Origin of the sequence: Rhodococcus sp. IEGM 1305 (assembly GCF_030058635.1) — a bacterium.
GTDB classification, from domain to species: domain Bacteria; phylum Actinomycetota; class Actinomycetes; order Mycobacteriales; family Mycobacteriaceae; genus Rhodococcus_F; species Rhodococcus_F opacus_D.
The window spans coordinates 23054-46397 of record NZ_JASHKX010000047.1; the positions used below are offsets into that span (position 1 = coordinate 23054).

The window sequence follows — 23344 nt, forward strand, 5'->3', positions numbered from 1 at the left end:
CATCCGACGCCAGGCTGCTGATCAGAGCCGGGACGCGGTCGATTGTGCTCCGTCGATGGGCCGGGCAGGCACTCCATGAGCGTGCATGTCGCGAGCGCGTTTCATGGCCGAGAATGCGCCGGATCCTGCTGTCGTGTGGAGGGTCACGAAGGGAACCCAGGAATTCGGATAACACACCGTTGGCCATCCGGGATCAGGTGGACGCGGACCAGGCCGATTACCGTTCCGGAGCATCATATTCAGAGTTTGCTGCCTTCTGAGATGACATGCCGCATTGCTCACACGAGGTCACGGGGTACCGTGCGGTCCCATTCGTGGGTGGCGACGCACTGGCCGCCCTCATACGCGCGTAGCTCGGCTTGGATGCGGAAGTTTTCCGCGGTGGACGTCAATACGGTGCGGGTGGTCGTCGACGCTTTCCAGTCTTCCCGCTCGAAGGTGACCGTCCACTCCGTTTCACCGCGAACCGACCCGAAGTCGTCACCAACCCAGCTGTAGCGCTCGTACGCCCGTCGCGCGACCTCGAGTCCGCTGTTGTCGAAACGGATGACGCCGAGGTCCTTGACGACCTCGAGAGCGGAGATATAGCGCACCAGGTCCCGTGAGACGGTCCAGTGCTCTTCACCGGGCACGAGTTGCGTCACCGGGATCGGTTGAGCCCCTTCCGGATCGTCGAACGGACGCAACGGCAATTCATCGCGATTGATGGTCGGGCGGAGGGGCAGGACGAGTCTGCTCGAGCCGGTGAATACCGACAGCCGCATCGGCATCCCGGACACGGACGGGCTCCGGTACGTCGGCAGGGTCGGCACCGGATTCACCGAACCGATGCTCGAGTCCCTGACGCGAAAACTCGAACGGCTCTCACGGAAGACGAGCCCGTTCACCGACACCCTGACGACCGCCCAACGCAAGGACGCGCATTGGGTCACTCCCCGGCTGGTCGGCGAGGTCGGGTTCACCGAATGGACCACGGCGAACCTTCTCCGGCACCCGACCTGGCGTGGCCTGCGCACGGACAAGAATCCCGAGGACGTGCGGCGGGAATGATCATCGGGCGGTGCCTCGAAGGGGAGACCGAACTCAGTCGAAGACCCCGACGATATCGAGCACCAGCAGGACCGCGATCGCCACGAACACCACGACGATCACACCGATGACCACCATCGTGGCAATGCCTGTCGGTGGAAACGACCAACTGGTGCGCGGTTCGTGCTCGGACAACCCCGACGTCTGGGCGGAGTCCGGAGGCGTCGAGCCTGGTCGGACACCGCCGCCCGATTCGAGATCGGGAGTGTTCGCCGGATCAGGGTCCGGAGGTTGAGCGGTCATAGTAACGGCCCTCCGTGGAATACGGCTGCTCGGCGTTCGAGCGGACGGCTGTGACATGCGGGTACCCGGATTTGCCACACCCACACGCCGGACGCGTGTACCGCGTTTCGCGCCAAGGGGTCAGCTGGTGGCGAGAAGTGCCACCGCGGACGCGGCGGCGAGAAGGCCGACCGACTGTTTCGGGATCAGGCGTTCTCGAAGAACGGTGACACCGAGCACGACGGGGACGACGGGGTAGAGGGCGGACAACACGACGGCGACGACGGCGAGTTGCTCCCTCGTGGCGCGCAGATACGCGATGAGCGCAAGTGCTGCTGCCGCCCCGGTGACGGCTGCCGCCGGCACGGTGTGAAGAGACCGCCGCATGTGTGCGCGTCCCACGGTCGACAGCAGCGGCACGATGGTGAGGATCGCCGCGACCCGCCCGGCGGCAACGGGCCACAATCCTGCCCCCGACCCGGCCTGCGCCAGCGAAATATACTGCACGGCAATGCCGATTCCTGCGATGAGACCATCGAGAGCGGCTGCCGGCAGCGCGGGTCCAGCGCGAGTACCGGTGTCCGCGACAAGCCACAGTGCGGGAACCGAGATCACGATGCCGAGCCAGGACAGCGTGGACGGGCGCTCACCGAGAGCGGCGACTCCGATCAGGACCGGCAAGGCGATACCGCAGACCGCGCTGATCGGAACCACCACACTCATCGCCCCATGACTGAGGCCACGGAACAGGAACAACATCCCCACTCCGGTACCGACCCCCGACAGGGCGCCCCAGGCCAGGTCGACCGGCGCCGGCACACCGGAGGAGCCGACCGCTGTGGCAGCGACGACGGCGAACAGGAGCCCACCGACCTGACCCACGGCCGCGACAACCACGAAATGGGCGCGACGGGACAGCAGACCGCCGGTGAAGTCCGAGATGCCGTAGAAGAGTGCCGAGGTGAGCGCGAGGAGAGGTCCCATCCGGATTACTTTTCGGTCGCTCTTTCGGCGTTGCCGACCGGACAGACCGCGTCGGTGGTGCATGCCCGGCGATCACAGAGCCGGCAGAGCAATTCCGAGTCACGGACATCCTGGTAAATCCGGGCCAACAATTTGTCCAGCACACCGGCCAGCGCCTCGCGTTCTTCGTCGTCGAGTGCCGCCAGCAGCGAGGCCAGTCCATCCCCGCGGGCCCCGAGGGCGGCACGCGCTGCCCGCTGCCCTTCCGAAGTGAGGGCGACAGCCCTTTCCCGTCCCGCACCGCGTTTCCGTTGCGCCAAGTTCTTGCCCTCGAGTGACTCGACCATGCGTGCCGCGGCCGATTGAGTCAGGCCCACGCGCCGGCCGAGTTCTGTCACGCTCAGGTCGGGGGTGGCCGACAAGACCACCAGCGCGGCAGCACCGCTCGGGCTGACCTGGCTGACGCGGGTGACACTCGTGAGTACGAGATCGCTCACAGCCAGCGCCGCGGCCCCGAGGAGGTTGGCCGTGCGACTTCCATGCATGACTCATGCATACCATTCGGTGAGGGTGGCCGTCCAGACCTCACGACGGGGACGGTGTCGCGATCTCGAGAGGGGTCCACAGACCTACCCGGTCGTTCCACAACGTACTGATGCACCTATCCGAGACCGGGCAGGCTTGCGCAGTTCTGCCGCGCAAATCGGGTTCGGCGAGACCGTGCGCGCACTCCCGACCTCGTGCACCGGACCGCAGGACCCCGACGCGTGTGCAGGGTTTCCTTCCGCGCGAAGACGCGTTATCTTCTGATCAGAGGTTGAGATCACAGCCTGGCAGACAACGCCGCCACCGGTGTGGGATCGCCGACTTGTGTGTCGAAGACCCTTCATTCCAGGGTTTGGTTCGGTTCCGCGGCCGGTCACACACCGGGAGCCACCCATGGCCAATTTTCGCACCATCTTCGATTCTCCCGGTCTGACGCGGTCATCGTTGTCCGGGACCGACCTGTGCAGCAACGCCGATCACGGCTTCCGCATCGACATCGACGAACCCACCGGCGGCCCCGGGGTGCTCCGGGTGCGCGGCGACGTCGACGTCGTCACCGCCCCGGTGCTGAGCGCGTGCCTCGCCGAGGCGGTGCTCACCGGCCACAGCGTCGTCGTCGACCTTCTGCGCGTTCCGTTCGTCGGCTGCGCCGGACTGGCTGCACTCGACTACGCCGCCACCCGATTGGCCGAGCAACGATGCCGTCTGACCGTCGCCGCTCCGGCCGGCCTGCACGCGGTCCTGGACCGAATCGGGCTCAGCACGGCGGCGCCCTGCTTCGACACCGTCGCCGAAGCGTTCCACGCGGCACTCGCCTACTCTGCTTCCACCGCAGATCACACACCGACATTTCCGGTCCTCGACCGATCGCGTTCGCTGCATTGCTCTCTCGCGACCCTCCCCTCCCCTACAGCGCTCAACCGGAAAGGCATCGCCCGATGACGAACCAGTACTCAAACCCGCCAGCGTGGTCGACCGCATGGATCAAGCACCACCTCGATCGCATGGAGCACGGCGACGGCGGCAGCGAGGTCGGGAACATGGAAGCGGACGCGGCACGCCCCTCGCAGAAACTGCGATAACCGTGGGGACCACTGCGGTGAATCGGATGGTGGCGTTCGAAGTTCGGTGGTGCGCCCTGGGCGGAGGCCCCGCTGAGACGATCATGGCCGACTTCGGCATGGACGCCGCGGCGTTCTTCCGGTACCTGGCCGAATATCTGGAACTTTCCCCGCCCACCCCCCTGCGCCCCGACCTGCTCGAGCGGATGAAGGCCGTCGCGCGACGACGTGTGTGGCTGGCCACCTGAGAAGCCTCGCCGTGGTTTGAGGTGCCCGGGGCACGGGCAGGCCACTCGAACGAAGGAAGGCGACCCACGTCTCCAATGCTGCAGCGAGTCGTGGCCGCAAGAATATCGGACAGTCACAATCCTCCGAGGACTGGGCGGTCGACGACCCGAAGAAGCGTGCCAAAGATCTGGATTGGAAGGTTATTCGAAGCTGAACAAGAAGTATCTCATCGACGAGCTTCGCAATCACTAGCCGGGCGAGCGTACATCAATCCACCTGAAACAGAGAACGACGACCGACCACATCGACATGAACTTCGGTCGGTGCCCTCGGTCGCCTCTCACCTGCGTCGGCGATGACCTTTACCCGATCCGCGGAGCGTCAATCATTGACGCCGGCACCAGGGTTGGTGCGGAGCGTTCGCTGCTCGTCCGGTTGCCGGACCTGAATCCGTCCGCCCCGCACCCGGGCCTCGAACACCTGCCGCGGTCGGGTCGCAGGACCGCGCATTACCCGTCCGTCCACGACACGGAAACGGGCCGGTTCAGCAGAGGGCTCCGTCCATCAGTGCACTAGAGCCCCGAGCCCTGCCGTATCCAACCGAATTGTGAATCGTCTGGAGCCAGAGGTCGGCCATGACGTGCACCCTGCGGGCACACGTGGAGGGTGTGCAGTGCGTTGGGCCGTATCGCGGAGCAAAACGGCGGTGCTGGTCGGCACGGCCGGCGTTCGGTCAACGCCGAAAGCGAGCGCGGGCAGCAGCGCTGAAGGCCAGGATGTGAGGTGTGCCCACCCCGCGAGACTATGACGCCGACCCTGGCCGGTTTCGGCGCGGTGTCCGTCTCACCGCGGCCCATGTCCGGCCCGGAGCGGACCTGCACGCCCGGATCGTGCGTCTGCTGCTCGATGCCGGGGCCGCTCGCGTGCTGGACATCGGCTGTGGTGACGGGGCATTGGCCCGGTCCGCGGTCGGCAGCGCGTTACGGGTGTTCGGCATCGATGCCGCGACGGCGATGACAGCAGCGGCGGTGCGGCGCTGCCCGGTGGCGCGAGGCGATGTCATCGCACTGCCCGTCGCGGACGCCGCAGCCGACGCCGTCGTCGCGGTCAACGTCTTGGACCACCTCGACCGGCCCGAGCTGGGCCTGCGCGAGGCCTACCGTGTGTTGCGCCCGGACGGGCTGTTCATCGCCGGCACGATCTCCAGGGTGGATTCCCCGGAGTTGGCGCCGTTCTGGCAACCGGAGCCGACACCGTTCGATGCAGAGGACGCTCAACAGCTGGTCGCCGCCGCCTTCGGGGCGGCTGAGACCGAGCCCTGGGACGCGTCGCTCATCACGCTGCCCGACCGGGACGCTGTGCGGGACTTCCTTCAGGCACGCCTGGTGCCGCACCACCGGGCAGAGCTTCTCGCCGATGCGCTGGCCGACCGCGGGCCCCTGCCGCTGCCGTTGACCAAACGCGGAGCACTCATACTCGCCCGACGCGCATCGTGACCGCCTCATGCGACAGATTCATGACGACGTGCTGTCCCGCAAGGGATCGTCATCCGGGTGTTAGTCGTGTCGCTCTGTGAGGAAGTATCCGAGGGCGAGGACGGGCAGGACGGCCCCGGTCAGTGCGGCGGCTGTCCATCCGTGGTGGGCGTAGACGAATCCGCCGAGTGCTGAGCCGACTCCGCCCCCGACGAAGAATATGGCCATGTAGAGGCCGTTGAGGCGGGCCCGTAGTTGGGGTCCGAGGCTGTAGATGGCGCGTTGTCCGAGCACCACATTGGTCATGACACCGAAGTCGAGCAGAATTGCCGCACCGACGAGGATTGAGAGCCCGAGGGCGGATCCGGCGGGGGCGAGGGCCGCGGCCAGCAGTGCAATCAGGACGCAGCCGATGGCGATCCGCGTCCATGACCGGGTTCGGTTGCGGTCGGCCATTCTGCCGGCGATCGGTGATGCGATGGCTCCGGCGGCTCCGGCGAGGGCGAACAGTGCGACTCCGCTCTGGGACATCTCGAACGCGTCGCTGGTCAGCAGCAGCGGAACGACGGTCCAGAAGAGGCTGAACGACCCGAACAGGCAGGCGTGGTAAAGCGCGCGGCGACGCAGGACCGGGATGTCGCGCACGAGGCGAGGTAGGGATGCCAGCAGTGCGCGGTAGCCCGCGGTGTGTTCGGGCCGCCGGGCGGGCATCGTGAATCGGATCGCGGCGCCGATCATCACGACGAGGAGGGCGGACAGCACGTAGACGGCCCGCCAGGACCACAGGCTCGCAATCAGGCTCGCGGCAGGCGGGCCAGCATGATTCCGATCGTGAGTCCGCCCATGACCGTGCCGATGACCCGGCCGCGCTGGTGTTCGGGGGCATAGTGCGAGGTGAAGGGAACCAAACCTGGACTGCGACCGCGGCGAGCCCGATGAGTGCGGAGATCACCAGGAAGACAATCGGCGCCGTCACGAGGGCCGCTGCGATGAGGACCACCGTTTCGGCGGCCAGCAGGACCGTTACCAGGGTGCGGTTCTCGTAGAGATCACCGAGTGGCACGACGAGGAGAAGCCCTACGCCGTAGCCGATCTGGGTGAGTGTGACGATCAGCCCCGCTGACTGGGCAGGTAGGCCCAGCGATGCACTGATCTCGCCGATCAGGGGCTGCGAGTAGTAGAGATTGGCGACCACCACTGCGCAGGCAGTCGCGATCAGCAGCACCAGCCAGGTCGGCATGGCCGCACGGGTCCCGGTGGCCGGGGTGGTATCGGCTCGGGGCATCGAGGTTCCTCTCGGCAGCGATAAGTGTGCACGCCGTCGGACAGTTATTCACGGAAGGTGGTGCGCGCACCACGCAGCCCAGAGGTCGCCCTCAGGGGGCGGTGCAGGCGACTCACCGGCACGCAGCGACCAAGCGGAGGTGATTTCCGGGGGTGTGGGGGACAGCCCGGCGGGTTTACCTGAACGTGGGCAAATGGGTGCGGCCCTGGCCGCTGCCGTTGGCGGTTCGCATCGCGTCGAGCAACGATTTGACGTCGGCGGTGTGGGTCGCGCTGTCGAAGACGAACCAGACGCCGCGGGCGGGAACCGTGCCCGGGTTGTAGAACAGGTGTGGCCGGCTCGAGTCGAAGCAGAACGAATCGCCGGGGCCCAGATCGTGTTCGTCGAAGTCGAGCCGGAGCCGCAGCGTGCCTTCGAGGATGTACGCGAACTCGGCTCCGTCGTGGCGCATCTGTTTGCCGTCGACCGAGCTGGAGGCGCCGACCTCGTAGGTGACGTAGAGCGGTTCGATCTCGGTGCGCCCCCCGGTGGCCAGCCGCTGCCAGGTGACCCCGTTTTCCATTTCGAGGACGGGATTGTCTGCGGCGCGCTGGATACCGGCCGCCGCGTCGCGGTTCTGCGGGAGCTCGACGTCGAGACCGCTGCGACCGGACACTATTTGGTCGAGGGAGACCTCGAGCACGGTCGCGAGACCGAAGAGCGTTTTCACCGACGGCTGGGTTTTTCCGTTCTCGACCTGCGAGAGCAGGCTGGTGGAGATGCCGAGCTGATCGGCGATCTGGCGCAGTGACAGTTTCTTGTCCAGGCGGGCCCGCTTCAAGGCCACGCCGATTTCCTCTTCCACCACTGTGCCCCGTTCTGTGTGTCTGACGCTCGATATCCACTCTGGCTTAACTCCGGCAGTGGTGCAACACCGCAGTTCATCGCCCGATGTTGACATTCACACTACACGACTTGCATGATTGGAGTCACAGATTTAAGCCAGGATGAATTATTGAGTTGGTCGGTCTGGCATCGTGATGAACCTGCGCTACGTCGCAGGATGCAACCCACCCAACCCCCTCTGGAAGGAAGAATTGATAGTGAGCAAGATCGAATTGATCGCTGGAACGTGGACGACCGCTGGTGACGCCGACGCCGGCAACGCGGAGAACGATCGCAGTCCGCACAGCTTCCAGGAGCGCATCGAGGTTGCCGCGAAGGCCGGATTCACCGGCGTGGGCATTGGTTACCTGGATCTTCTAGACGCCGAGCAGCAGTACGGGTTCCCCACCGTCAAGACCATGCTCGCCGACAACGGCATCGCTCACCTCGAGCTCGAGTTCCTGGAGAACTGGTTTCTCACCGACGACCGCCGGGCGGCCGCGGACGAGATTCGCGCGAACATGTTCCGGGCCGCCGAGACCCTCGGCGCCCGCCACATCAAGGTCGGCGGCGACTTCAGCGGTGGTGAATTCGATGCGGACCACATGGCGGCCGAGTTCGTGAAGCTCTGCACCGACGCTGCAAATGCCGGTACCACGGTGGTGTTCGAGCCGATGCCGTTCGTGAACGTCAAGACGCCGCAGCAGGCACTCGAGTTCATCGCCAAGGCCGATCATCCCGCTGGCGGGTTGTTGATCGACATTTGGCACGTCGCCCGCGCCGGCGTCGACTTCGACACTCTCGCCGACATCCCGGCGAAGTATATCTTCGACGTCGAACTCGACGATGCTCCATTGACGTTCGAAGGTGACCTCATCGCCGACACCTTCAACGGTCGCCGGCTTCCCGGTGAGGGCGAACTCGACGTCCAAGGCTTCGTCGACGCCATCCGTAAGACCGGCTACGACGGAATCTACGGCGTGGAGATCCTGTCCGCCGCGTACCGCAAGCTCCCGATCGGCGAGGCCGTTCCCGCCGCCTATGAAGCGTCGATGAAGTACCTGCGCTGACCTGCCCTGATACGGATCGAATACCGAAAGAAGAGGACATCGCAATGGCGCGGTTGGATCAGAAGGTAGCTATCGTCACCGGCGGAGCTCGCGGTATCGGCCGCGCCACGGCGGAACTGTTCGCCGAGGAAGGCGCGAGGGTGGTGGTCGGCGACCTGCGCGAGCCGGAGCCGTTCGATCACCCGAACATCACCTTCACGCCCCTCGACGTCACCCAACTCGACAGCTGGCAGGGGCTCGTCGACTCGGTGATCGCCGCGCATGGGCGGATCGACATCCTGGTCAACAACGCCGGCCTGGTCGGCTCCTACGAAGCGATCGCCAAGATCGACCTCAACGACTGGCACAACATCATCGCGGTCAACCAGACCGGGGTCTTCTACGGCATGCGCTCGGTCCTGCCGACGATGCAGGCCCAGCACGCCGGCTCGATCGTCAACGTCTCGTCGATCTGGGGCATCGTCGGCGCCGCCGGAGTCTCGGCCTACCAGGCCAGTAAGGCCGCGGTGCGGATGATGAGCAAGAACGCCGCCCTGTCGTACGTCGACGACGGCATCCGGGTCAACTCCCTGCACCCAGGTCTGGCCAGCACCCCGATGATCGACGCTCAGGACGAGGCGATCACCGCCGACGTGATCGCCGCCACCCCGATGAAGCGTGCCGCCAATCCCCGCGAAATCGCCTACGGCGCACTGTTCCTCGCCAGCGACGAGGCCAGCTACGTCACCGGCATCGAACTGCCGGTCGACGGCGGCTACACCGCACCGTGAAAGGAGTTGAACCGATGACCGATCGTGGACTGTTCACCGAAGGCCGCTCAGCCGAGGTGGTGATCGACAGCCTCGGAGCCGACACCGATCCCCGGCTGCGGCAGATTCTGACCTCCCTGATCCAGCACCTGCACGACTTCGTCAAGGACGTCCAGCTCACCGAGTCCGAGTGGGAGAAGGGCATCGACTTCCTCACCCGCACCGGGCACACCTGCAACGACGTACGTCAGGAATTCATCCTGCTCTCCGACGTCCTCGGGGTATCGATGCTGGTCGAGACGATCAACCACCGCGCCCTCGATCACGCCACCGAGCAGACCGTTCTGGGCCCGTTCCACATGGTCGACTCCCCGCCGCGCGAGCTCGGCGACACCATCGCCCTCGACGACGGTGGTGAGCCGTGCCTGGTGACCGGGCAGGTCCGCAGCGCGGACGGCACCCCATTGGCCGGGGCGAGCGTGGACGTGTGGCAGGCCAACGCCGAAGGCTTCTACGACGTCCAGCAACCCGGCATCCAGCCGGAACTGAACCTGCGCGGGTTATTCACCACCGACGACGAGGGCAAGTTCTGGTTCCGCTCGATCGTTCCCCGGTACTACCCCATCCCCGACGACGGACCGGTGGGGGAACTGCTGGCGATCACCGGACGCCATCCCAACCGGCCGGCGCACGTGCATTTCATCGTCACCGCACCCGGCCACGAACCGGTCACCACCCACCTGTTCGTCGACGGCACCCCCTATATCGACTCCGATGTCGTGTTCGGGGTCAAGGAAAGCCTGATCCGGGAGTTCCCGGTGGTCGATGACCCGGAACGGGCCCGTGAGCTCGGGTTCGACAATCCTTTTCGCACGGTCCATTTCGATGTGACCTTGCTCGAATCCGAGGTACGAGAGGCGGCCGGACTGTGACCTTCACCAGCTCCTTCCACTATCAGGCCCTGCCGATGCGGGTGAGCTTCGAAGTCGGCGCGGTGACCAAGGTCGGGGAGGAACTCGACCGACTCGGGCTGAGCCGGGCGCTGGTGCTGTGCACCCCCGAGCAGAACCACCTGGCCGATCTCGTCATGGATCACCTCGGTGACCGCGGTGCCGGCATCTTCGACCAGGCCCGCATGCACGTGCCGGTCGAGACCGCGGACCGCGCCCGGGACCGGGCCCGCGAGCTCGGCGCGGACAGCTGCGTGGTGATCGGCGGTGGTTCCTCGATCGGCCTCGGCAAGGCGATCGCCCTCGAACACGGGCTACCGATCATCGCGATCCCCACCACCTACGCCGGATCGGAGATGACCCCGATCTGGGGTCTGACCCGCGACGGGCGCAAGCAGACCGGGCGCGACGCGAAGGTACTGCCGCAGAGCGTCATCTACGACCCACAGCTGACCGCCACGCTGCCGGCGGAGATCTCGGCCGCCAGCGGTCTGAACGCGGTCGCGCATGCCGTCGAGGCGCTCTATGCCCCGGACGCCTCGCCGATCATCTCGCTGATGGCCGAAGAGGGAGTACGCGCCTTCGCCGAATCTCTGGCCGCGGTGGTCGCCGACGGCAACGATCTCGACGCCCGATCGAAAGCCCTCTACGGGGCATGGCTGTGCGGCGCCTGCCTGGGGGCGACCACGATGTCGCTGCACCACAAGCTCTGCCACGTCCTCGGCGGATCCCTCGACCTGCCGCACGCCCAGACGCACGCGATCGTGCTGCCCTACGTGCTGGCCTACAACGAATCCCACGCCCCGGCAGCGCGGGCCGCCTTGCAGCGGGCGCTGGGCGCCGACGGTGACCCGTCGACCGCGTTGTGGGACCTCGAACAGCAACTGCAGATCCCGCACTCGCTCGAAGAACTCGGCGTGCGCGAAACCCAACTCCCTGTCGTCATCGACGAGGCCCTGTCCAACCCCTACTCGAACCCGACCCCGGTCACCGAGGACGGGCTGCGTCACCTCCTCGGCCAGGCTCTGCGCGGCGATCGGCCCACCCGCCGATGACCCGGTACGACACCCACCCTCACCCACCCTGAACAGCACAGGAGCCGACGTGACAGCTACCCACGACGCGACGACCACCATCCGGGATCTCGAAAACGCCCGGTACCGGGCGATCGTCGACCAGGACCTGGCCCGGTTCGCCGAGCTCAGCCACCCCGACCTGGCCTACTCGCACTCCTCCGGCGACACGGACAGCCTCGACTCCTACCTCGACAAGGTGCGGTCAGGCTACTACGTCTATCACGACATCGACCACCCGATCGAGTTCATCCGGATCGTCGACGACGTCGCGCTCGTCATCGGTGAGATGAACGCCAGCATCACCGCCGGCGGACGCGAGAAGAAGCTGCGTAACCGCTGCCTGGCCGTATGGAAGTACACCGATGATGCGGGCTGGCGATTCCTCGCCTACCAGCCCACCCCGGTGCCCACCGCGTAAACCCCCTCACCCGACTCCCCCGTGCACCGGCGTGCCGGCGGAGCTCACCCCACCCGAACACCAGATTGGATTCCCCATGTCCACCCTCGAGAACAAGATCGCCATCGTCACCGGAGCCAGCCGCGGACTCGGTGAGGGCATCGCCGTCGAACTCGCCCGGCGCGGGGCCACCGTCGTCTGCGCCGACCTGCACAGCGCCGAGGACACCGCCGCCACGCTGCAGTCCGCCGGCAGCCCGAAGAGCAGCTCCGCCAAGGTCGACGTGTCCAGCGCGGCGTCGGTGGACGAGTTGGTCGGTTCCACTGTCGAGACGCACGGGCGCCTGGACATCATGGTCAACAACGCCGGCATTTACACCTACGGTGCAATCGCCGACGTCACCGACGAAGACTTCCGCCGCACCATGGACGTCAACATCGGCGGCGTCTTCAACGGATCCCGTGCGGCCGCCCGGGTGATGAAAGAGCAAAAGTCGGGGCGGATCATCAACACCGCCTCCCAGCTCGGCAAGCTCGCCCGCCCCAACGAGGGGGTCTACTCCGCATCGAAGGCGGCCGTCATCTTGATGACGCAGGCCCTCGGGCTGGAACTGGCGCCCTACAACATCACCGTCAACGCCATCTGCCCCGGCTGCATGCACACCGAGATGATGGAGAAGTCGTTCGCGGAAATCGCTCAGAGCGAGGGAATTACGCTCGAGCAGAAGCTGCAGGACTACCTCGACGCCAAGATCCCCACGGGACGTTTCGGCACTCTCGAGGACATGGGCAGGATGGTCGCCTGGCTGGCCTCCGACGAGGCCTCGTTCACCACCGGTTCCGCTCTCAACCTCACCGGCGGCGAGCAGGTCTTCTTCTAGACCTGCGGCCGCCTCGGCGCAGACACCGCGGTGGTAACCGGTCGGGATTCACCCGATCGGTTACCACCGCGTCTGTATTTAGCGATAATGAACATTTATCGATATGACTAAGTATTTCCGTGGTGTTGACAGTCACGCTGAACAAAATGCTATGGTGGGCGTCACACGGTTAAGTAACGATGAAAAGCCGTCTGGGGCGTCTCTACCCCCGAGCCCCGCAGTACCGCGTTATTTCCCAGCCTGTATCAGGAGCCCTCCGTGACCTCACAGATTCCCGCTTCGTCACCCGCTGCCATCGAGGCGACCGGGGTCAGCAAGCACTTCGGCGGTGTGCACGCGCTCAAAGACGTGAGCATCCGCATCGACTCCGGTACCTGCCACGCCATCGTCGGCGCGAACGGCGCCGGCAAATCCACGCTGATGAAGGTGCTCGCCGGCCTCTACAGCCCCAACGAGGGTCAGGTGCTGGTCTCCGGGCAACCGCTGTCCGGGGGAACCGCAGCGTCCAAGGCCGCCGGCATCGCACTGGTCCATCAGGAACTGAGCCTGTGCCCGGACCTGACCGTGGCCGAGAACATCTGCGTCGGAACCACTCCCACCAAACACGGACTCGTCGACCGCAAAGCCATGCGCTCGATCGCCGCCGCACTATGCGCGCGGCTGGGCGTGAACATCGACCCCGACACCCTCGTCGGTCAGCTGCCGGCGACCCTGCAACAGTTCGTCGAGATCGCCAAGGCGTTGCGCCTGGACCCGCAGATCCTCATCCTCGACGAGCCCACCGCCTCCCTGACACCCCAGGAGACCGACCAGCTGCTCGAACTGCTCGAGTCCCTGCGCGATCAGGGTGTGACCATCGTGTACATCTCGCACCGGCTGCGGGAGATCTTCGAACTGTGCAGCCGCGCCACCGTGCTCCGCGACGGCCGCCTGGTCGAGCACCTCGACCTCGCCGAGACCACCACGGATCGGCTGGTCGAGAGCATGGTCGGGCAGAAACTGCTCGACCAGGAACAACACGAGCGGGAAGAGAAGACCGACTCATTCGGTGAGGTGGTGCTGTCCGTCGACAACCTCTGGGCGCCGGGGGTGTTCGGCACCAGCCTCGAGGTCCGTGCCGGCGAGGTCCTCGGTCTCGGCGGTCTGATGGGCTCGGGCCGCAGCGAACTGGTTCGGGCCATCCTCGGCCTCGAACCCCGCTCCCGCGGATCGGTCACCCTCAGCTACGACGGCCACCGCCGCACCATCAGTTCCTACCGCTCCGCTGTCCGGTCCGGCGTCGCCTTCGTCCCGGAAGACCGCCGCACCGAAGGGGTGCTGCTGGCCCGGTCGGTGCGCGAGAACCTGGCGCTGCCCTCGCTGACCGCGCTGAGCCGGTTCGGACAGATCCGCACCAAGGCACTGAAAAAGATGGCCACCGGACTCGCCGGCGAGGTCAACCTGCGCCCCGCCAACACCTCGGCCACCGTGAAACTGCTCAGCGGCGGCAACCAGCAGAAGGTCGCTTTCGGCCGGTGGCTGCCCACCAATCCGCGATTGTTCGTCCTGGACGAGCCGACCGCCGGCGTCGACGTCGGAGCCAAGGCCGAAATCCACGAACTGGTCCGCAACCTCACCGCGAAGGGCACCGCCGTCATCGTCGTCTCCTCCGACCTCGAGGAACTGCTGTCGTTGTCGGACCGGATCGCGGTCCTGCGTGACGGCACGATCACCGGCGAACTGCCCGCCGCCGAGGCCGACCAACAGGCCATCGTCCGGCTCGGCACCCATCACGACACCACGCACCAACGCAAGGAAGCCGCACATGTCTGACACCCAGATCGCGCCGGCAGGGAAGGTCGCACCTTACGTGCCGCCCCTGCGGCGCAAATTCGATGAGAACCCCACCGCCATCGTGGTCACCGGGGCGCTGATCGCACTACTGCTGTTCGCCGCGGTCGGACTCGACGGTTTCTGGTCCGCACAGAACCTCGGCACGCTGCTGCGTAACAGCGCCTTCCTCGGATTCGTCGCACTGGCAATGACGTTCGTGGTCGTCTCGGGCCTGATCATCGACCTGTCGGTGGTGCCGCAAATCGCCCTCGCCGCCATCGTCGTGATCGCGTTGAGCCCGCACGGCATCGCCGTGGCCGCACCGGCCGCGATCCTGGCGTGCCTGGTGTTCGCGATCGTCAACGGCATCGGCGCCGGACTGATGCGCGGCAACGGCGTCATCGTCACCCTGGCCACCGCCACCGCCGGCATGGGCGTGCTCAACTACATCACCGGCGGCGCCCAGTACTCCGGAAACACCACGCTGCTGTCGTGGATCGGCAACGCCTCCGTCGCCGGCATTCCGGTGTTGTTCCTGATCTTCGCCGTCGTGGCCGTGCTCGCCCACAACCTGCTCTCCGCCACCAGCTTCGGGTACTCGCTGCGGGCCACCGGCACCAACCGCGGTGCCGCCCGGATCGCCGGCCTGAACACCACCCGCACCCTCACCCTCACCTTCGCCGTCTCCTCGCTCGGGGCCGCCGCGGCGGGCATGGCGCTGGCCGGCTACAGCTCGAGTGCTGTCTCGACGATGTCCGCCGGCTACGACTTCAACGCCCTCGCCGCCGTTGTCATCGGTGGCACCAGCCTCTTCGGCGGCCGCGGGTCGATCCTGGGCACCGTCCTCGGTGTCGCGTTCGTCCAGGTGCTGCTCAGTGTGCTGTCCCTGGCCGGGTTGCCGTTCCAATGGCAACAGTTCGTGCAGGGCTTCATCATCGTCGCGACCCTCGCGGCGGACGCCATCCTGCGCCGACGTGGAGGTCTCAAGTGAACGGCCACACTCTTCTGACCCAGTTCAAGAGCTGGACCGCATTCCGGGCGGTGATCCTGCTGGCCCTGGTCGTCGTGGTGCTGCTGGCAGTACAGCCAACCGCACTCGGCTCCTACGGCATCGCCCTGTCCCGCATCGTCGACGTGTGGCTGGTGGCGATCGCGCTGGTCCCGGTCCTCGTCCTCGGCGAGATCGACCTCAGCGTCGGATCGACCATGGCCGTCACCGCGGCCGTCGCCGCGCAGGTCTCCGGCAACCTCGCCGTCTCGATCCCCCTCGCGCTGATCACCGGTGCGGTGGTGGGACTGATCAACGGTCTCCTGGTCGTCAAGGTGGGCATCAACTCCTTCATCACCACCCTCGGCATGCTGATCACCCTGCAAGGTCTCGCCCTGGCGATCACCGACGGCGCCCCGGTGCCGCTGCAGGACGCCACCCGGGCCCTGGAATTCAGCGTCCCGCTGATCGGGCAGATCACCCCGGACATCGTCATCGCCGTCGCCGCGACCGCCGCCCTCTGGTTCTTCATGACCAAGATGCGTACCGGCCGTGAGCTCTACATCATCGGCGGCAACGCCGAAGCCGCGGCGTCGGGTGGGATCTCGATCGACACCCGCAAGATCCTCGCCTTCATCATCTGCAGCTGCGTCGCCGGCCTCGCCGGTGTCGTCGACACCCTCAACCTGGTCGCCGCCTCACCCACCCTGGGATCGACGGTGATGCTGCTGGCGATCGCGGCCGCCGTCGTCGGCGGTGCAAGCCTGTCCGGCGGCCGCGCCAGCGTGATCGGCGCCGTCATCGGGGCGATCGCACTCGGCGGCATCAGCATCGGCCTGCAGATGAGCGGGCTGGACTCGAGCGTCGAGAGCATCGCCATCGGCGCGATCCTGTTCGCCGCGATCGTCTTGACCAAGGAGGGTGTGCGGGCCCTGCGGCTGCCGTCGCTGCTCGGTCCCCTCACGGGTGCATCCTCGGACCACACAGCTGCCGCAGCAGGAAAGGCACGATGATGGCGCACAAGAATTCACTGTTCCGCCGGGCCGCACTCGCGATCGCCGTCTGCGCGGCCACCGTGCTGACCGGCACCGCGTGCGGCGCTCCCGGCGCGGCAACCGACAACGAGGACTGGCCGACGATCGCTTTCCTCGTGCCGATGGACCGCAACCACGAGTACGGCCGCAACTACGTCTCGTCCCTGCGGAAGGCAGCCGAAGAACACCACGTCAACGCGTTCGTGATGAACTCGAACTACGACGCCTCGGTGCAGGCGTCGCAGATGAAGATCGCGATCGCCAAGAAGGTCGACGGCATCGTCATCTGGCCCGCGCTCTACGGCGCCGAACAGCCGATGCTGATCCAGGCCCAGCGGGCAGGAATTCCGGTCGACATCAGCAACTCCCAGCCCCCCGAGGACCTCGACACCAGCCTGTACCACGCGTTCACCGGACCGAACGACCAACGAATCGGCGAACTCCAGGGCAAGGAACTCGCGAAGCTGCTCGGCGGCAAGGGAACCTACGTCTACATCGGCGGCACCCCGGGCAACGCGGCCGCGATCAACCGTCAGATCGGCCTCGAACGCGAGATGGCCAACCACCCCGACATCAAGCTCCTCGGCTCCCAGCCGGGCAACTTCGACAAGAACCAGGCCCAGACCGCAGCGAGCTCACTGATCAGCCGATTCGGCAACCAGATCGATGCCCTCGTCACCCCGGACGACATCATGGCCTCCGGCGCCGCCCAAGCCCTCGACGCCGCGGGGATGGCTGGACAAGTCAAACTCCTCGGCCACAACTATGCCCCGGTCGCCCGGTCCCTGCTCGAGAACGGCTCCATGGCGACGACACTGTTCCAGTCACCATGCTGGGACTCCACCCACGCCCTGACCACCATGATGGACGTCCTCGCCGGCAAGGACGTGCCGCCGGTCAGCTACATGCCGCTGCCGGTGGTCACCAAGGACAACCTCGACGAGTTCACCCCCAACGGCTGCCTGCCCGAGGGGTACTCCGAACCCGCCACCAACTAACGACCCACGCCCGAGAGGAATCACGATGGAAACCGGACTAGGGGACAAGGTCGTCGTCATCACCGGCGCCGGCTCCGGAATCGGAGCCGCATCCGCACGCGCCTTCGCCGCGGAAAACGCCCGCCTCGCCCTGCTCGACCGCGACCGGCACGGCCTCGACATCCTCGTCAAGGAACTCGAGCAGGTCACCGAGGTGCACTACGCCGTGGCCGATCTGAGCACCGAGACCGGAGTGACCGGCGGCCTCGACGAGGTCCTCGCCCCTTACGACGGCCGGGTGGACGTATTGTTCAACAACGTCGGCGCCGGCAGCCTGGGAACCTTCGACAGCCTCACCGACACCGACTGGGTCTCCACCCTCGAACTGAACTTCCTCAGCCAGGTCCGCGCCGCCACCCACGTGCTGCCGGCCATGCGGGCCGCCGGACGCGGTGTCATCGTCAACAACGCCTCGGACCTGGGCCGCCAGCCGATCGCCGCCGGACCGGACTACGCCGCGTCCAAGGCAGCCATCCTGTCGTTCACCAGCTCGCTGGCCATCAGCGAGGGCCCACTCGTGCGAGTCAACGCGGTCGCACCCGGCCCCATTCTCTCGCCGATGTGGCTGATGGAGGGCGGCCTCGCCGACACCTTCGCCGCCGTCCACGGCGTGCACCGCGAGGTGTCCATCGACGTCGAGATGAAACATCGCGGACTTCCTCTGCAGCGCATCGGAACTCCGGAGGAAGTGGCCAACGTGGTGGTCTTCCTCGCCTCCGACCTAGCCTCGTACGTCACCTCCTCGGTCTACGGCGTCGACGGCGGATCATTCCGCAGCATCACCTGACCCACAGCGCACACGCGCACCGAATCGGGGCCTGTCAGAACATCGACAGGCCCCGATTCGTCGTGTCGCCACCTTCCTGGGCTGGGTTCTGCGCTCCACGCCGCCCTCCCGATATTTACTCTCGCTAAGTAGTGTGCGCATGGCGAACCGACTCGTCCGCTCGGTCCGTGCTACTCCGCGATGTCGTTTCGACCGCGTCCGCGTGAACGCGGAACCCCGCAGGACTGACACGATTTACGGTTCACGCAAACGTTGCTCGTCCATACCGGCTCGCTGAGCACATCGACTGACCGACGGTCGAGGACAGGAGGGTCGGATTCTTGCCAGGCATGACCTGCACGAGAAGTGTGTTGACAACCACGGACGCACCCGCGCCATTGCCGCCGCCATCAGCACCGGTCTCGCGCGCGGTAACGATCCTGACAGTATCGAGGAACGGATCCGGTGCGCCGAAGCGGCTGGCCTTCCCCTCACCCTCTGGTAAGGCTGGCAGCCGTCCTTCGTTTCCGCCGTTGCGGCGGATCGGGTCTCGGTGCTGCCGTGTTTGCCCTACTCAGTCAGGGGATGGATTCGCCACCGCCCGTCATCTGGTCGAGGATCGCCTGCTGCGCCTGCATCTCCTCTTCCTCGGTGATCTCACCACGTTCCCGGGCCTCCTCGAGTTCCTCGAGCGCCCGGCGGGCGCGCGCCGGATCGTGCAACTCCTGCTCGACCTGCCGCTGGATCAACTCCGCCAGCGAGATCACCCCTTTGACCGGTTGCAGTGGCAAGGTGACGATGAACGAGAACAGACCCATGCCTTCAGCCCTGCCCCTCAGGCTTCGGGGTGACCACGAAGTCGTATGCCGCTTGCGGTCCGAGCAGCTTCATCTCCACCCGCCCGTCCCACTCCTGGACCAGCTCACTGAGCACCTGTTCGAGCTCGTCCTGACGCTCGACATCGGCGAGCAGCGCCACCTGCACGGCCTCCTCCTCGTGCGTGGGTTCGCGCACGTTCACGGAAGAGGCGAGATCGTCGAGCGCCTCGACGACCCTGCGGGTGTCCTGTTCGCGTTTGGCTGCGATCGCGTTGCTCACCAGTTCCCCCAAGGCCATCCGTGCCTGCCGGCCCGCGTCCTCCGACTTGTCGCGGATCTCCTCGCGCAGCGCCGCCGCCTGATCGTCCTCGTCGAGGATCTCCCGCAGGATCGCCTTCTCCACGTACCGGCCCTTCACGATGTACTGGGCCTTGCCCGCCAATTGCTCGAGCGCAGAACTGAACTCGTCCGCGTGCGCCGACAGCAGTTCCTCCTGCACGGCGTCGGCGCCACTGAGCACCGCACCGAACCGCAGCGGTAGCACCGGCGCCACCCCGGCCACCCCGTCCAGCAGATCCGCATGCGCCCGCAGGTCCCCGGGCGCCCCGAGCGCCCGATCCACCGACAGTCCGCTCACCAGGGCGGCAATGTCACCCTGAGTGATCACCTCCACGGTGCCGTCCGCGACCCCGGTCGCATCCTCGGCGACCTCGACGTCGGCCGGGACGATGCCGTAGACATACACACCGGTCGTCTTCTTCGTCTGCTCCGGGGTAGCCATCACCGGTCACCTCGCGTCGACCTGCGCGACACTCGTTCTCGCTCTGGTTCTTCCTCTTCCTCCCCGCCCCCGAGGAGGCCGCCGAGCTTCTCCCCCGCCGATTCGAGCGCCCCCTTCGTCTTGTGCTTGGCACCGCCCTCGGTGGCACCCGAGACGATCTCGGACAGCCCCTTCGGCTCGCTGCCGATCTCGAGCCGGTTCACCGCCTCCGCGAACCGCAGGTAGGTGTCGACGCTGGCGACGACAACGCGGGCGTCGATCGTCAGCAGTTCGATGCCGACCAGCGAGACCCGCACGTACGCGTCGATCACCAGACCCTTGTCGAGGATGGTGTCGATGACGTCGGCGAGACTGCTCGAGCTGGGTCCACCGGCCGTGGTCATGCGCGTGCTCCTCTCCTACGCCGCGGCGTTGCCTTCTTCGCTGCGGTCTTCTTTGCAGGGGTCTTCTTCGCTGTGGTCTTCTTCGCTGTGGCCTTCTTTGCGGGGGCCTTCTTCGCGGGGGCCTTCTTCGCGGGGGCCTTCTTTGCTGCGGCCTTCCGGGGACGACGCCGCCGCGGCTCGGGACGCCGGCGCGGCGCGGGCTCCTCCTCGGGTTCTTCCTCCTCGTCCTCGGCGGTCTCTTCCTCCGGCTCCTCGTCCTCGTCCTCTCCGGTCTCTTCCTCCGGCTCCTCCTCCGCCTCGGCGGTGTCTTCCTCGGGCTCCTCCTCGTCCTCGTACTCGCCGGTCTCGTCCTCCGGCTCCTCCTCGTACTCGTCGGTGTCTTCCTCGTACTCGCCGGTCTCGTCCTCCGGCTCCTCCTCCTCGTCCTCGCCGGTCTCCTCCTCCGGCTCCTCCTCCTCGTACTCGTCGGTCTCGTCGTCAGCTGGTTCTTCGTTGTTGTCCTCGGCATCCTCGGGTTCGACGACCTTGCCGTCCTGGATCTCCCCGCGCCAGCCCTCCACCTCGTCAGGATGGAGAACGGCCTGCGTCATGACATGGCGTGCAAAGTGTTTCAATTCCAGCCGTGCTCGTCGCCCCTGTGCACGCCACAGGTTTCCCGTCTTCTCGAACAATCCCTTCGGGTGATACTCGAGGATCAGAACGATGCGGGTGAGATCGGGAGTCACCTCGTGGAACGTCACCGCCCCGTCGATGAAACCCTTGGCACCCTTCGAACGCCACACGATCCGCTCATCCGGGACCTGCTCGATGATCGACGCTTCCCAGGTCCGGTGCGACAAGAAGATCTGAGCCTTCCACTCGAGCTTCTCGTCCGCCTCCTGCTCCACCCGCTCGACCTTCTTCATGAAGGAGGGAAAGTCGGCGAATTGGGTCCACTGGTTATACGCCAGTTGGACCGGGACACCGACATCGATCGTTTCGACGATATTGGTCAACTTGAGCTTCTTGCCCTTACCGCCACCGCCACCACCGGTGACCGCGTCCTTCACATCCGACGCCGTCTCCTTCACCTTGTCGGTCAGCCCGGAGAACAGTGACTTGCCGTCGCCCTTCTCGTCCCCGTTGCCGTCACCCTGCTGCTCTTTGCCGGTGACCGCGGACAGCAGGCTGCCGCCGCCGCCCTCGGCGTAGTCGGTGAGCCGGCCGGACGCACCCTGCACCTTGTCGGACACGGTGGACATCGCCTTGTCGGTCACGGTGCCGAGCAGGCCCTGCGCCGCCTTCTTCAGCGGTGACAGCGATGCGGCCTCACCGGACGCACCGGACACGTTCTGGCGCAGCTTCTTCGCCGCGCTGTCGAGATTCGAGGTCATCGCTGATCACTTCCGGGTGCGTCGTCGTACGGGTACAGAATCGGTCGTCGCCTTCGCGCGCGTCCTGCGGGCCCTGGCTCGGGCCAGATCGTCTTCCTCGTCGTCGTCCTTCGACGACCGCGACCGGGACCGGGTGGGCCGGGAACTACCGCCACTCGACGAGCGGCGGCGCGGGGCGGGCCGCCTCCGGCCGCGGGGCGCCTGTTCGGAATCGTCGTCACCGGTCTCGTTGTCGCCCTCGTCATCGGGTTCGCCTTCGTCTTCCGCGTACGCCTCGCCCTCGTACTCGTCCTCGGGTTCCTCGACACGGGCCCGCTTGGACTTCTTCTTCCCGCCCACAGCCTTGCCGAGGCCGCCGACCAGGTCCTCACCCGACTCCAGCCGGGTGTTGAGCGAGTCGATGCGCTGGCTGGCCGCAGTCACCGCGGCCGCCTTCACCGCGTTCATCAACTCCTTGCGCACCGTCACACCGAGCTTGGCGACCTCGGGAGAATCGGCGAGCAGCTTGCGGCCCTCGTTGAGAACACCCAGCGACCCGGTGGGAAAACGTCTGCTGGCTCCGAACCCGGCGAGCATCAACGCCAGCTTCATCTTGTGCGTACGGCCCAGCATGTAACCGGCACCCACCGCCATAGCCATCTGACCCTTGCCTGTCATCGCCCAACCCCTTGTCGTCGAGAAGATGTGGTGCACCTCGGCGCCGGCGTCGGCGAAAAGGATGGGGGCCGTGGTCGGTGGGTGGTGCCTTCGTTCCCGCCGACTACCCCGGGCCGGCGACACTCAATCTGCGCGAAGCCCTCGAGTTCCGGGAGGGCGGAGGCGAACGCGCCGTCGTGTTCGGCGAGCAGTTCGTTTCGTCACCGCGTCACGATCGGACAGGACCGCACCGAATGACCGTGGGATCTGCCGGTCCTCGGGATACCCGTGTACCGCGGTTGTCTGTGGGTACCCGCTGAATACGCTGCCCGCGCCGCGAAGGCGGACCGGGCAGCCAGCCCCGCTCCGGCCGCCGAACCCCTTCGGCCGGCGGGGCGCCCCGTCGCGAGCGGACCGAGGTCGAGTGCTCGCCCACCCCGACCTCGGCCGCGCGCGGCCACGGCCCTCTCACGTCGTGGATCACGCAAATACACGCGAGAAGCACATGCGCCGACTTTTGAAGTCACCCCCATTTCCTAAATCGATTGCCCAGGAACATCATGGGCGGTTGTTAAATTCATAATGTGAGAAATTCGCTTTTCGCGAAACGCTCCTCGTTCTGAGCGCGATAGGCATCGCAAGCGGGGATCGACGATCCCGTGGATTCAGCACCAGGAAAGGCGCAGATTCTTATGGGTTTGCAGGAATCGACTTCATCGTCGCGTTCGAGGTAGGTGGCTGAGCGCCGCCTTCGGCGACGGCATCGGACCGAGTAATCAGGCCGCGGTGGCCCGGCTCACCTGAGGGCGTCCGGGCCACCGCCCTGATCAGCACGATCACCGGCCAAGTCCCCCTGTCCTG

The 23344-nt window shown here is 66.3% G+C and carries 26 protein-coding genes; 15 read left to right on the top strand and 11 right to left on the bottom strand.

Annotation, left to right across the window (positions count from 1 at the left end; translation table 11 throughout):
- Positions 1 to 278: 278 nt before the first annotated feature.
- The gene (locus QM693_RS33730) at positions 279 to 644 is read right to left on the bottom strand and encodes a hypothetical protein (RefSeq protein ID WP_283354488.1); all 366 of its coding nucleotides are present in this window, start codon (positions 642 to 644) and stop codon (positions 279 to 281) included.
- A 100-nt stretch (positions 645 to 744) separates the two neighbouring features.
- Here QM693_RS33730 and QM693_RS33735 point away from each other — a divergent pair, with 100 nt between their 5' ends.
- Entirely contained in the window at positions 745 to 1050 is a 306-nt protein-coding gene (locus QM693_RS33735; protein ID WP_283354489.1) for an ATP dependent DNA ligase, read from the top strand.
- Between the two features lie 33 nt (positions 1051 to 1083).
- On the opposite strand, the gene QM693_RS33740 is transcribed toward QM693_RS33735, so the two are convergent.
- The 3 genes from QM693_RS33740 to QM693_RS33750 form a co-directional block, all read right to left on the bottom strand.
- Positions 1084 to 1332 carry a DUF6480 family protein gene (locus QM693_RS33740; protein ID WP_005256658.1) on the bottom strand — a complete coding sequence of 83 codons (249 nt, stop codon included), beginning with the start codon at positions 1330 to 1332 and terminating at the stop codon, positions 1084 to 1086.
- 120 nt (positions 1333 to 1452) lie between these two features.
- Positions 1453 to 2295, bottom strand: coding sequence for an EamA family transporter (locus QM693_RS33745; RefSeq protein ID WP_283354490.1), 843 nt, complete (start codon positions 2293 to 2295; stop codon positions 1453 to 1455).
- A 5-nt stretch (positions 2296 to 2300) separates the two neighbouring features.
- Positions 2301 to 2819: a MarR family winged helix-turn-helix transcriptional regulator gene (locus QM693_RS33750; RefSeq protein ID WP_283354491.1), complete on the bottom strand. Its 519-nt coding sequence runs from the start codon at positions 2817 to 2819 to the stop codon at positions 2301 to 2303.
- 394 nt (positions 2820 to 3213) lie between these two features.
- On the opposite strand from QM693_RS33750, the gene QM693_RS33755 reads away from it, so the two are divergent.
- From QM693_RS33755 to QM693_RS33770, 3 genes are all read left to right on the top strand, one after another.
- Positions 3214 to 3762, top strand: a complete 549-nt coding sequence (locus tag QM693_RS33755) for an STAS domain-containing protein (protein WP_283354492.1) — start codon at positions 3214 to 3216, stop codon at positions 3760 to 3762.
- 166 nt (positions 3763 to 3928) lie between these two features.
- On the top strand, positions 3929 to 4129 hold the full coding sequence (locus QM693_RS33760) for a hypothetical protein (RefSeq protein WP_280783754.1): 201 nt from the start codon (positions 3929 to 3931) through the stop codon (positions 4127 to 4129).
- Positions 4130 to 4894: 765 nt separating this feature from the next.
- Positions 4895 to 5605, top strand: coding sequence for a class I SAM-dependent methyltransferase (locus QM693_RS33770; RefSeq protein ID WP_283354493.1), 711 nt, complete (start codon positions 4895 to 4897; stop codon positions 5603 to 5605).
- Between the two features lie 60 nt (positions 5606 to 5665).
- On the opposite strand, the gene QM693_RS33775 is transcribed toward QM693_RS33770, so the two are convergent.
- Both QM693_RS33775 and QM693_RS33780 read right to left on the bottom strand, forming a co-directional pair.
- Complete coding sequence (locus QM693_RS33775; protein WP_283354494.1) at positions 5666 to 6346, bottom strand: MFS transporter; 681 nt, start codon at positions 6344 to 6346, stop codon at positions 5666 to 5668.
- A gap of 698 nt (positions 6347 to 7044) precedes the next feature.
- Positions 7045 to 7695 (bottom strand): helix-turn-helix domain-containing protein, encoded by a 651-nt coding sequence (locus QM693_RS33780; protein ID WP_283331789.1) that lies wholly within the window; start codon positions 7693 to 7695, stop codon positions 7045 to 7047.
- Positions 7696 to 7951: 256 nt separating this feature from the next.
- Between QM693_RS33780 and QM693_RS33785 the strand changes: the two genes are divergently transcribed.
- From QM693_RS33785 to QM693_RS33835, 11 genes are all read left to right on the top strand, one after another.
- A complete protein-coding gene (locus QM693_RS33785; RefSeq protein ID WP_283354495.1) occupies positions 7952 to 8803 on the top strand; it encodes a sugar phosphate isomerase/epimerase family protein in 852 nt (283 codons plus the stop codon).
- A 44-nt stretch (positions 8804 to 8847) separates the two neighbouring features.
- Positions 8848 to 9573, top strand: a complete 726-nt coding sequence (locus QM693_RS33790; RefSeq protein WP_283354496.1) for an SDR family NAD(P)-dependent oxidoreductase — start codon at positions 8848 to 8850, stop codon at positions 9571 to 9573.
- A 14-nt stretch (positions 9574 to 9587) separates the two neighbouring features.
- Positions 9588 to 10484 (top strand): intradiol ring-cleavage dioxygenase, encoded by an 897-nt coding sequence (locus tag QM693_RS33795; RefSeq protein ID WP_283354497.1) that lies wholly within the window; start codon positions 9588 to 9590, stop codon positions 10482 to 10484.
- The gene (locus QM693_RS33800; protein ID WP_283354498.1) at positions 10481 to 11557 is read left to right on the top strand and encodes a maleylacetate reductase; all 1077 of its coding nucleotides are present in this window, start codon (positions 10481 to 10483) and stop codon (positions 11555 to 11557) included. Before QM693_RS33795 ends, QM693_RS33800 begins: the two co-directional genes overlap by 4 nt.
- Before the next feature lie 49 nt (positions 11558 to 11606).
- A complete protein-coding gene (locus QM693_RS33805; protein ID WP_159922185.1) occupies positions 11607 to 11996 on the top strand; it encodes a nuclear transport factor 2 family protein in 390 nt (129 codons plus the stop codon).
- Positions 11997 to 12072: 76 nt separating this feature from the next.
- Complete coding sequence (locus QM693_RS33810; protein ID WP_120661805.1) at positions 12073 to 12855, top strand: SDR family NAD(P)-dependent oxidoreductase; 783 nt, start codon at positions 12073 to 12075, stop codon at positions 12853 to 12855.
- A 258-nt stretch (positions 12856 to 13113) separates the two neighbouring features.
- A complete protein-coding gene (locus tag QM693_RS33815; protein ID WP_283354499.1) occupies positions 13114 to 14667 on the top strand; it encodes a sugar ABC transporter ATP-binding protein in 1554 nt (517 codons plus the stop codon).
- On the top strand, positions 14660 to 15658 hold the full coding sequence (locus QM693_RS33820) for an ABC transporter permease (protein ID WP_283354500.1): 999 nt from the start codon (positions 14660 to 14662) through the stop codon (positions 15656 to 15658). The genes QM693_RS33815 and QM693_RS33820 overlap by 8 nt, the downstream gene beginning before the upstream one ends.
- Positions 15655 to 16668 carry an ABC transporter permease gene (locus QM693_RS33825; RefSeq protein ID WP_283354501.1) on the top strand — a complete coding sequence of 338 codons (1014 nt, stop codon included), beginning with the start codon at positions 15655 to 15657 and terminating at the stop codon, positions 16666 to 16668. Before QM693_RS33820 ends, QM693_RS33825 begins: the two co-directional genes overlap by 4 nt.
- Positions 16665 to 17687, top strand: a complete 1023-nt coding sequence (locus tag QM693_RS33830) for a sugar ABC transporter substrate-binding protein (RefSeq protein WP_283354502.1) — start codon at positions 16665 to 16667, stop codon at positions 17685 to 17687. Before QM693_RS33825 ends, QM693_RS33830 begins: the two co-directional genes overlap by 4 nt.
- Before the next feature lie 25 nt (positions 17688 to 17712).
- Positions 17713 to 18513, top strand: a complete 801-nt coding sequence (locus QM693_RS33835) for an SDR family NAD(P)-dependent oxidoreductase (RefSeq protein ID WP_283354503.1) — start codon at positions 17713 to 17715, stop codon at positions 18511 to 18513.
- Positions 18514 to 19070: 557 nt separating this feature from the next.
- Here QM693_RS33835 and QM693_RS33840 read toward each other — a convergent pair.
- From QM693_RS33840 to QM693_RS33860, 5 genes are read right to left on the bottom strand one after another with little or no spacing between them, the layout of a single operon-like run.
- The gene (locus tag QM693_RS33840; protein ID WP_105423879.1) at positions 19071 to 19310 is read right to left on the bottom strand and encodes a gas vesicle protein GvpG; all 240 of its coding nucleotides are present in this window, start codon (positions 19308 to 19310) and stop codon (positions 19071 to 19073) included.
- A 4-nt stretch (positions 19311 to 19314) separates the two neighbouring features.
- Complete coding sequence (locus QM693_RS33845; protein WP_283354504.1) at positions 19315 to 20091, bottom strand: GvpL/GvpF family gas vesicle protein; 777 nt, start codon at positions 20089 to 20091, stop codon at positions 19315 to 19317.
- Positions 20091 to 20474 (bottom strand): gas vesicle protein GvpJ, encoded by a 384-nt coding sequence (gene gvpJ / locus QM693_RS33850; protein WP_280783769.1) that lies wholly within the window; start codon positions 20472 to 20474, stop codon positions 20091 to 20093. The genes QM693_RS33845 and gvpJ overlap by 1 nt, the downstream gene beginning before the upstream one ends.
- Positions 20471 to 21847, bottom strand: coding sequence for an SRPBCC family protein (locus tag QM693_RS33855; RefSeq protein ID WP_283354505.1), 1377 nt, complete (start codon positions 21845 to 21847; stop codon positions 20471 to 20473). The genes gvpJ and QM693_RS33855 overlap by 4 nt, the downstream gene beginning before the upstream one ends.
- 6 nt (positions 21848 to 21853) lie before the next feature.
- A complete protein-coding gene (locus tag QM693_RS33860; protein WP_283331807.1) occupies positions 21854 to 22504 on the bottom strand; it encodes a hypothetical protein in 651 nt (216 codons plus the stop codon).
- Between the last annotated feature and the right edge of the window lie 840 nt (positions 22505 to 23344).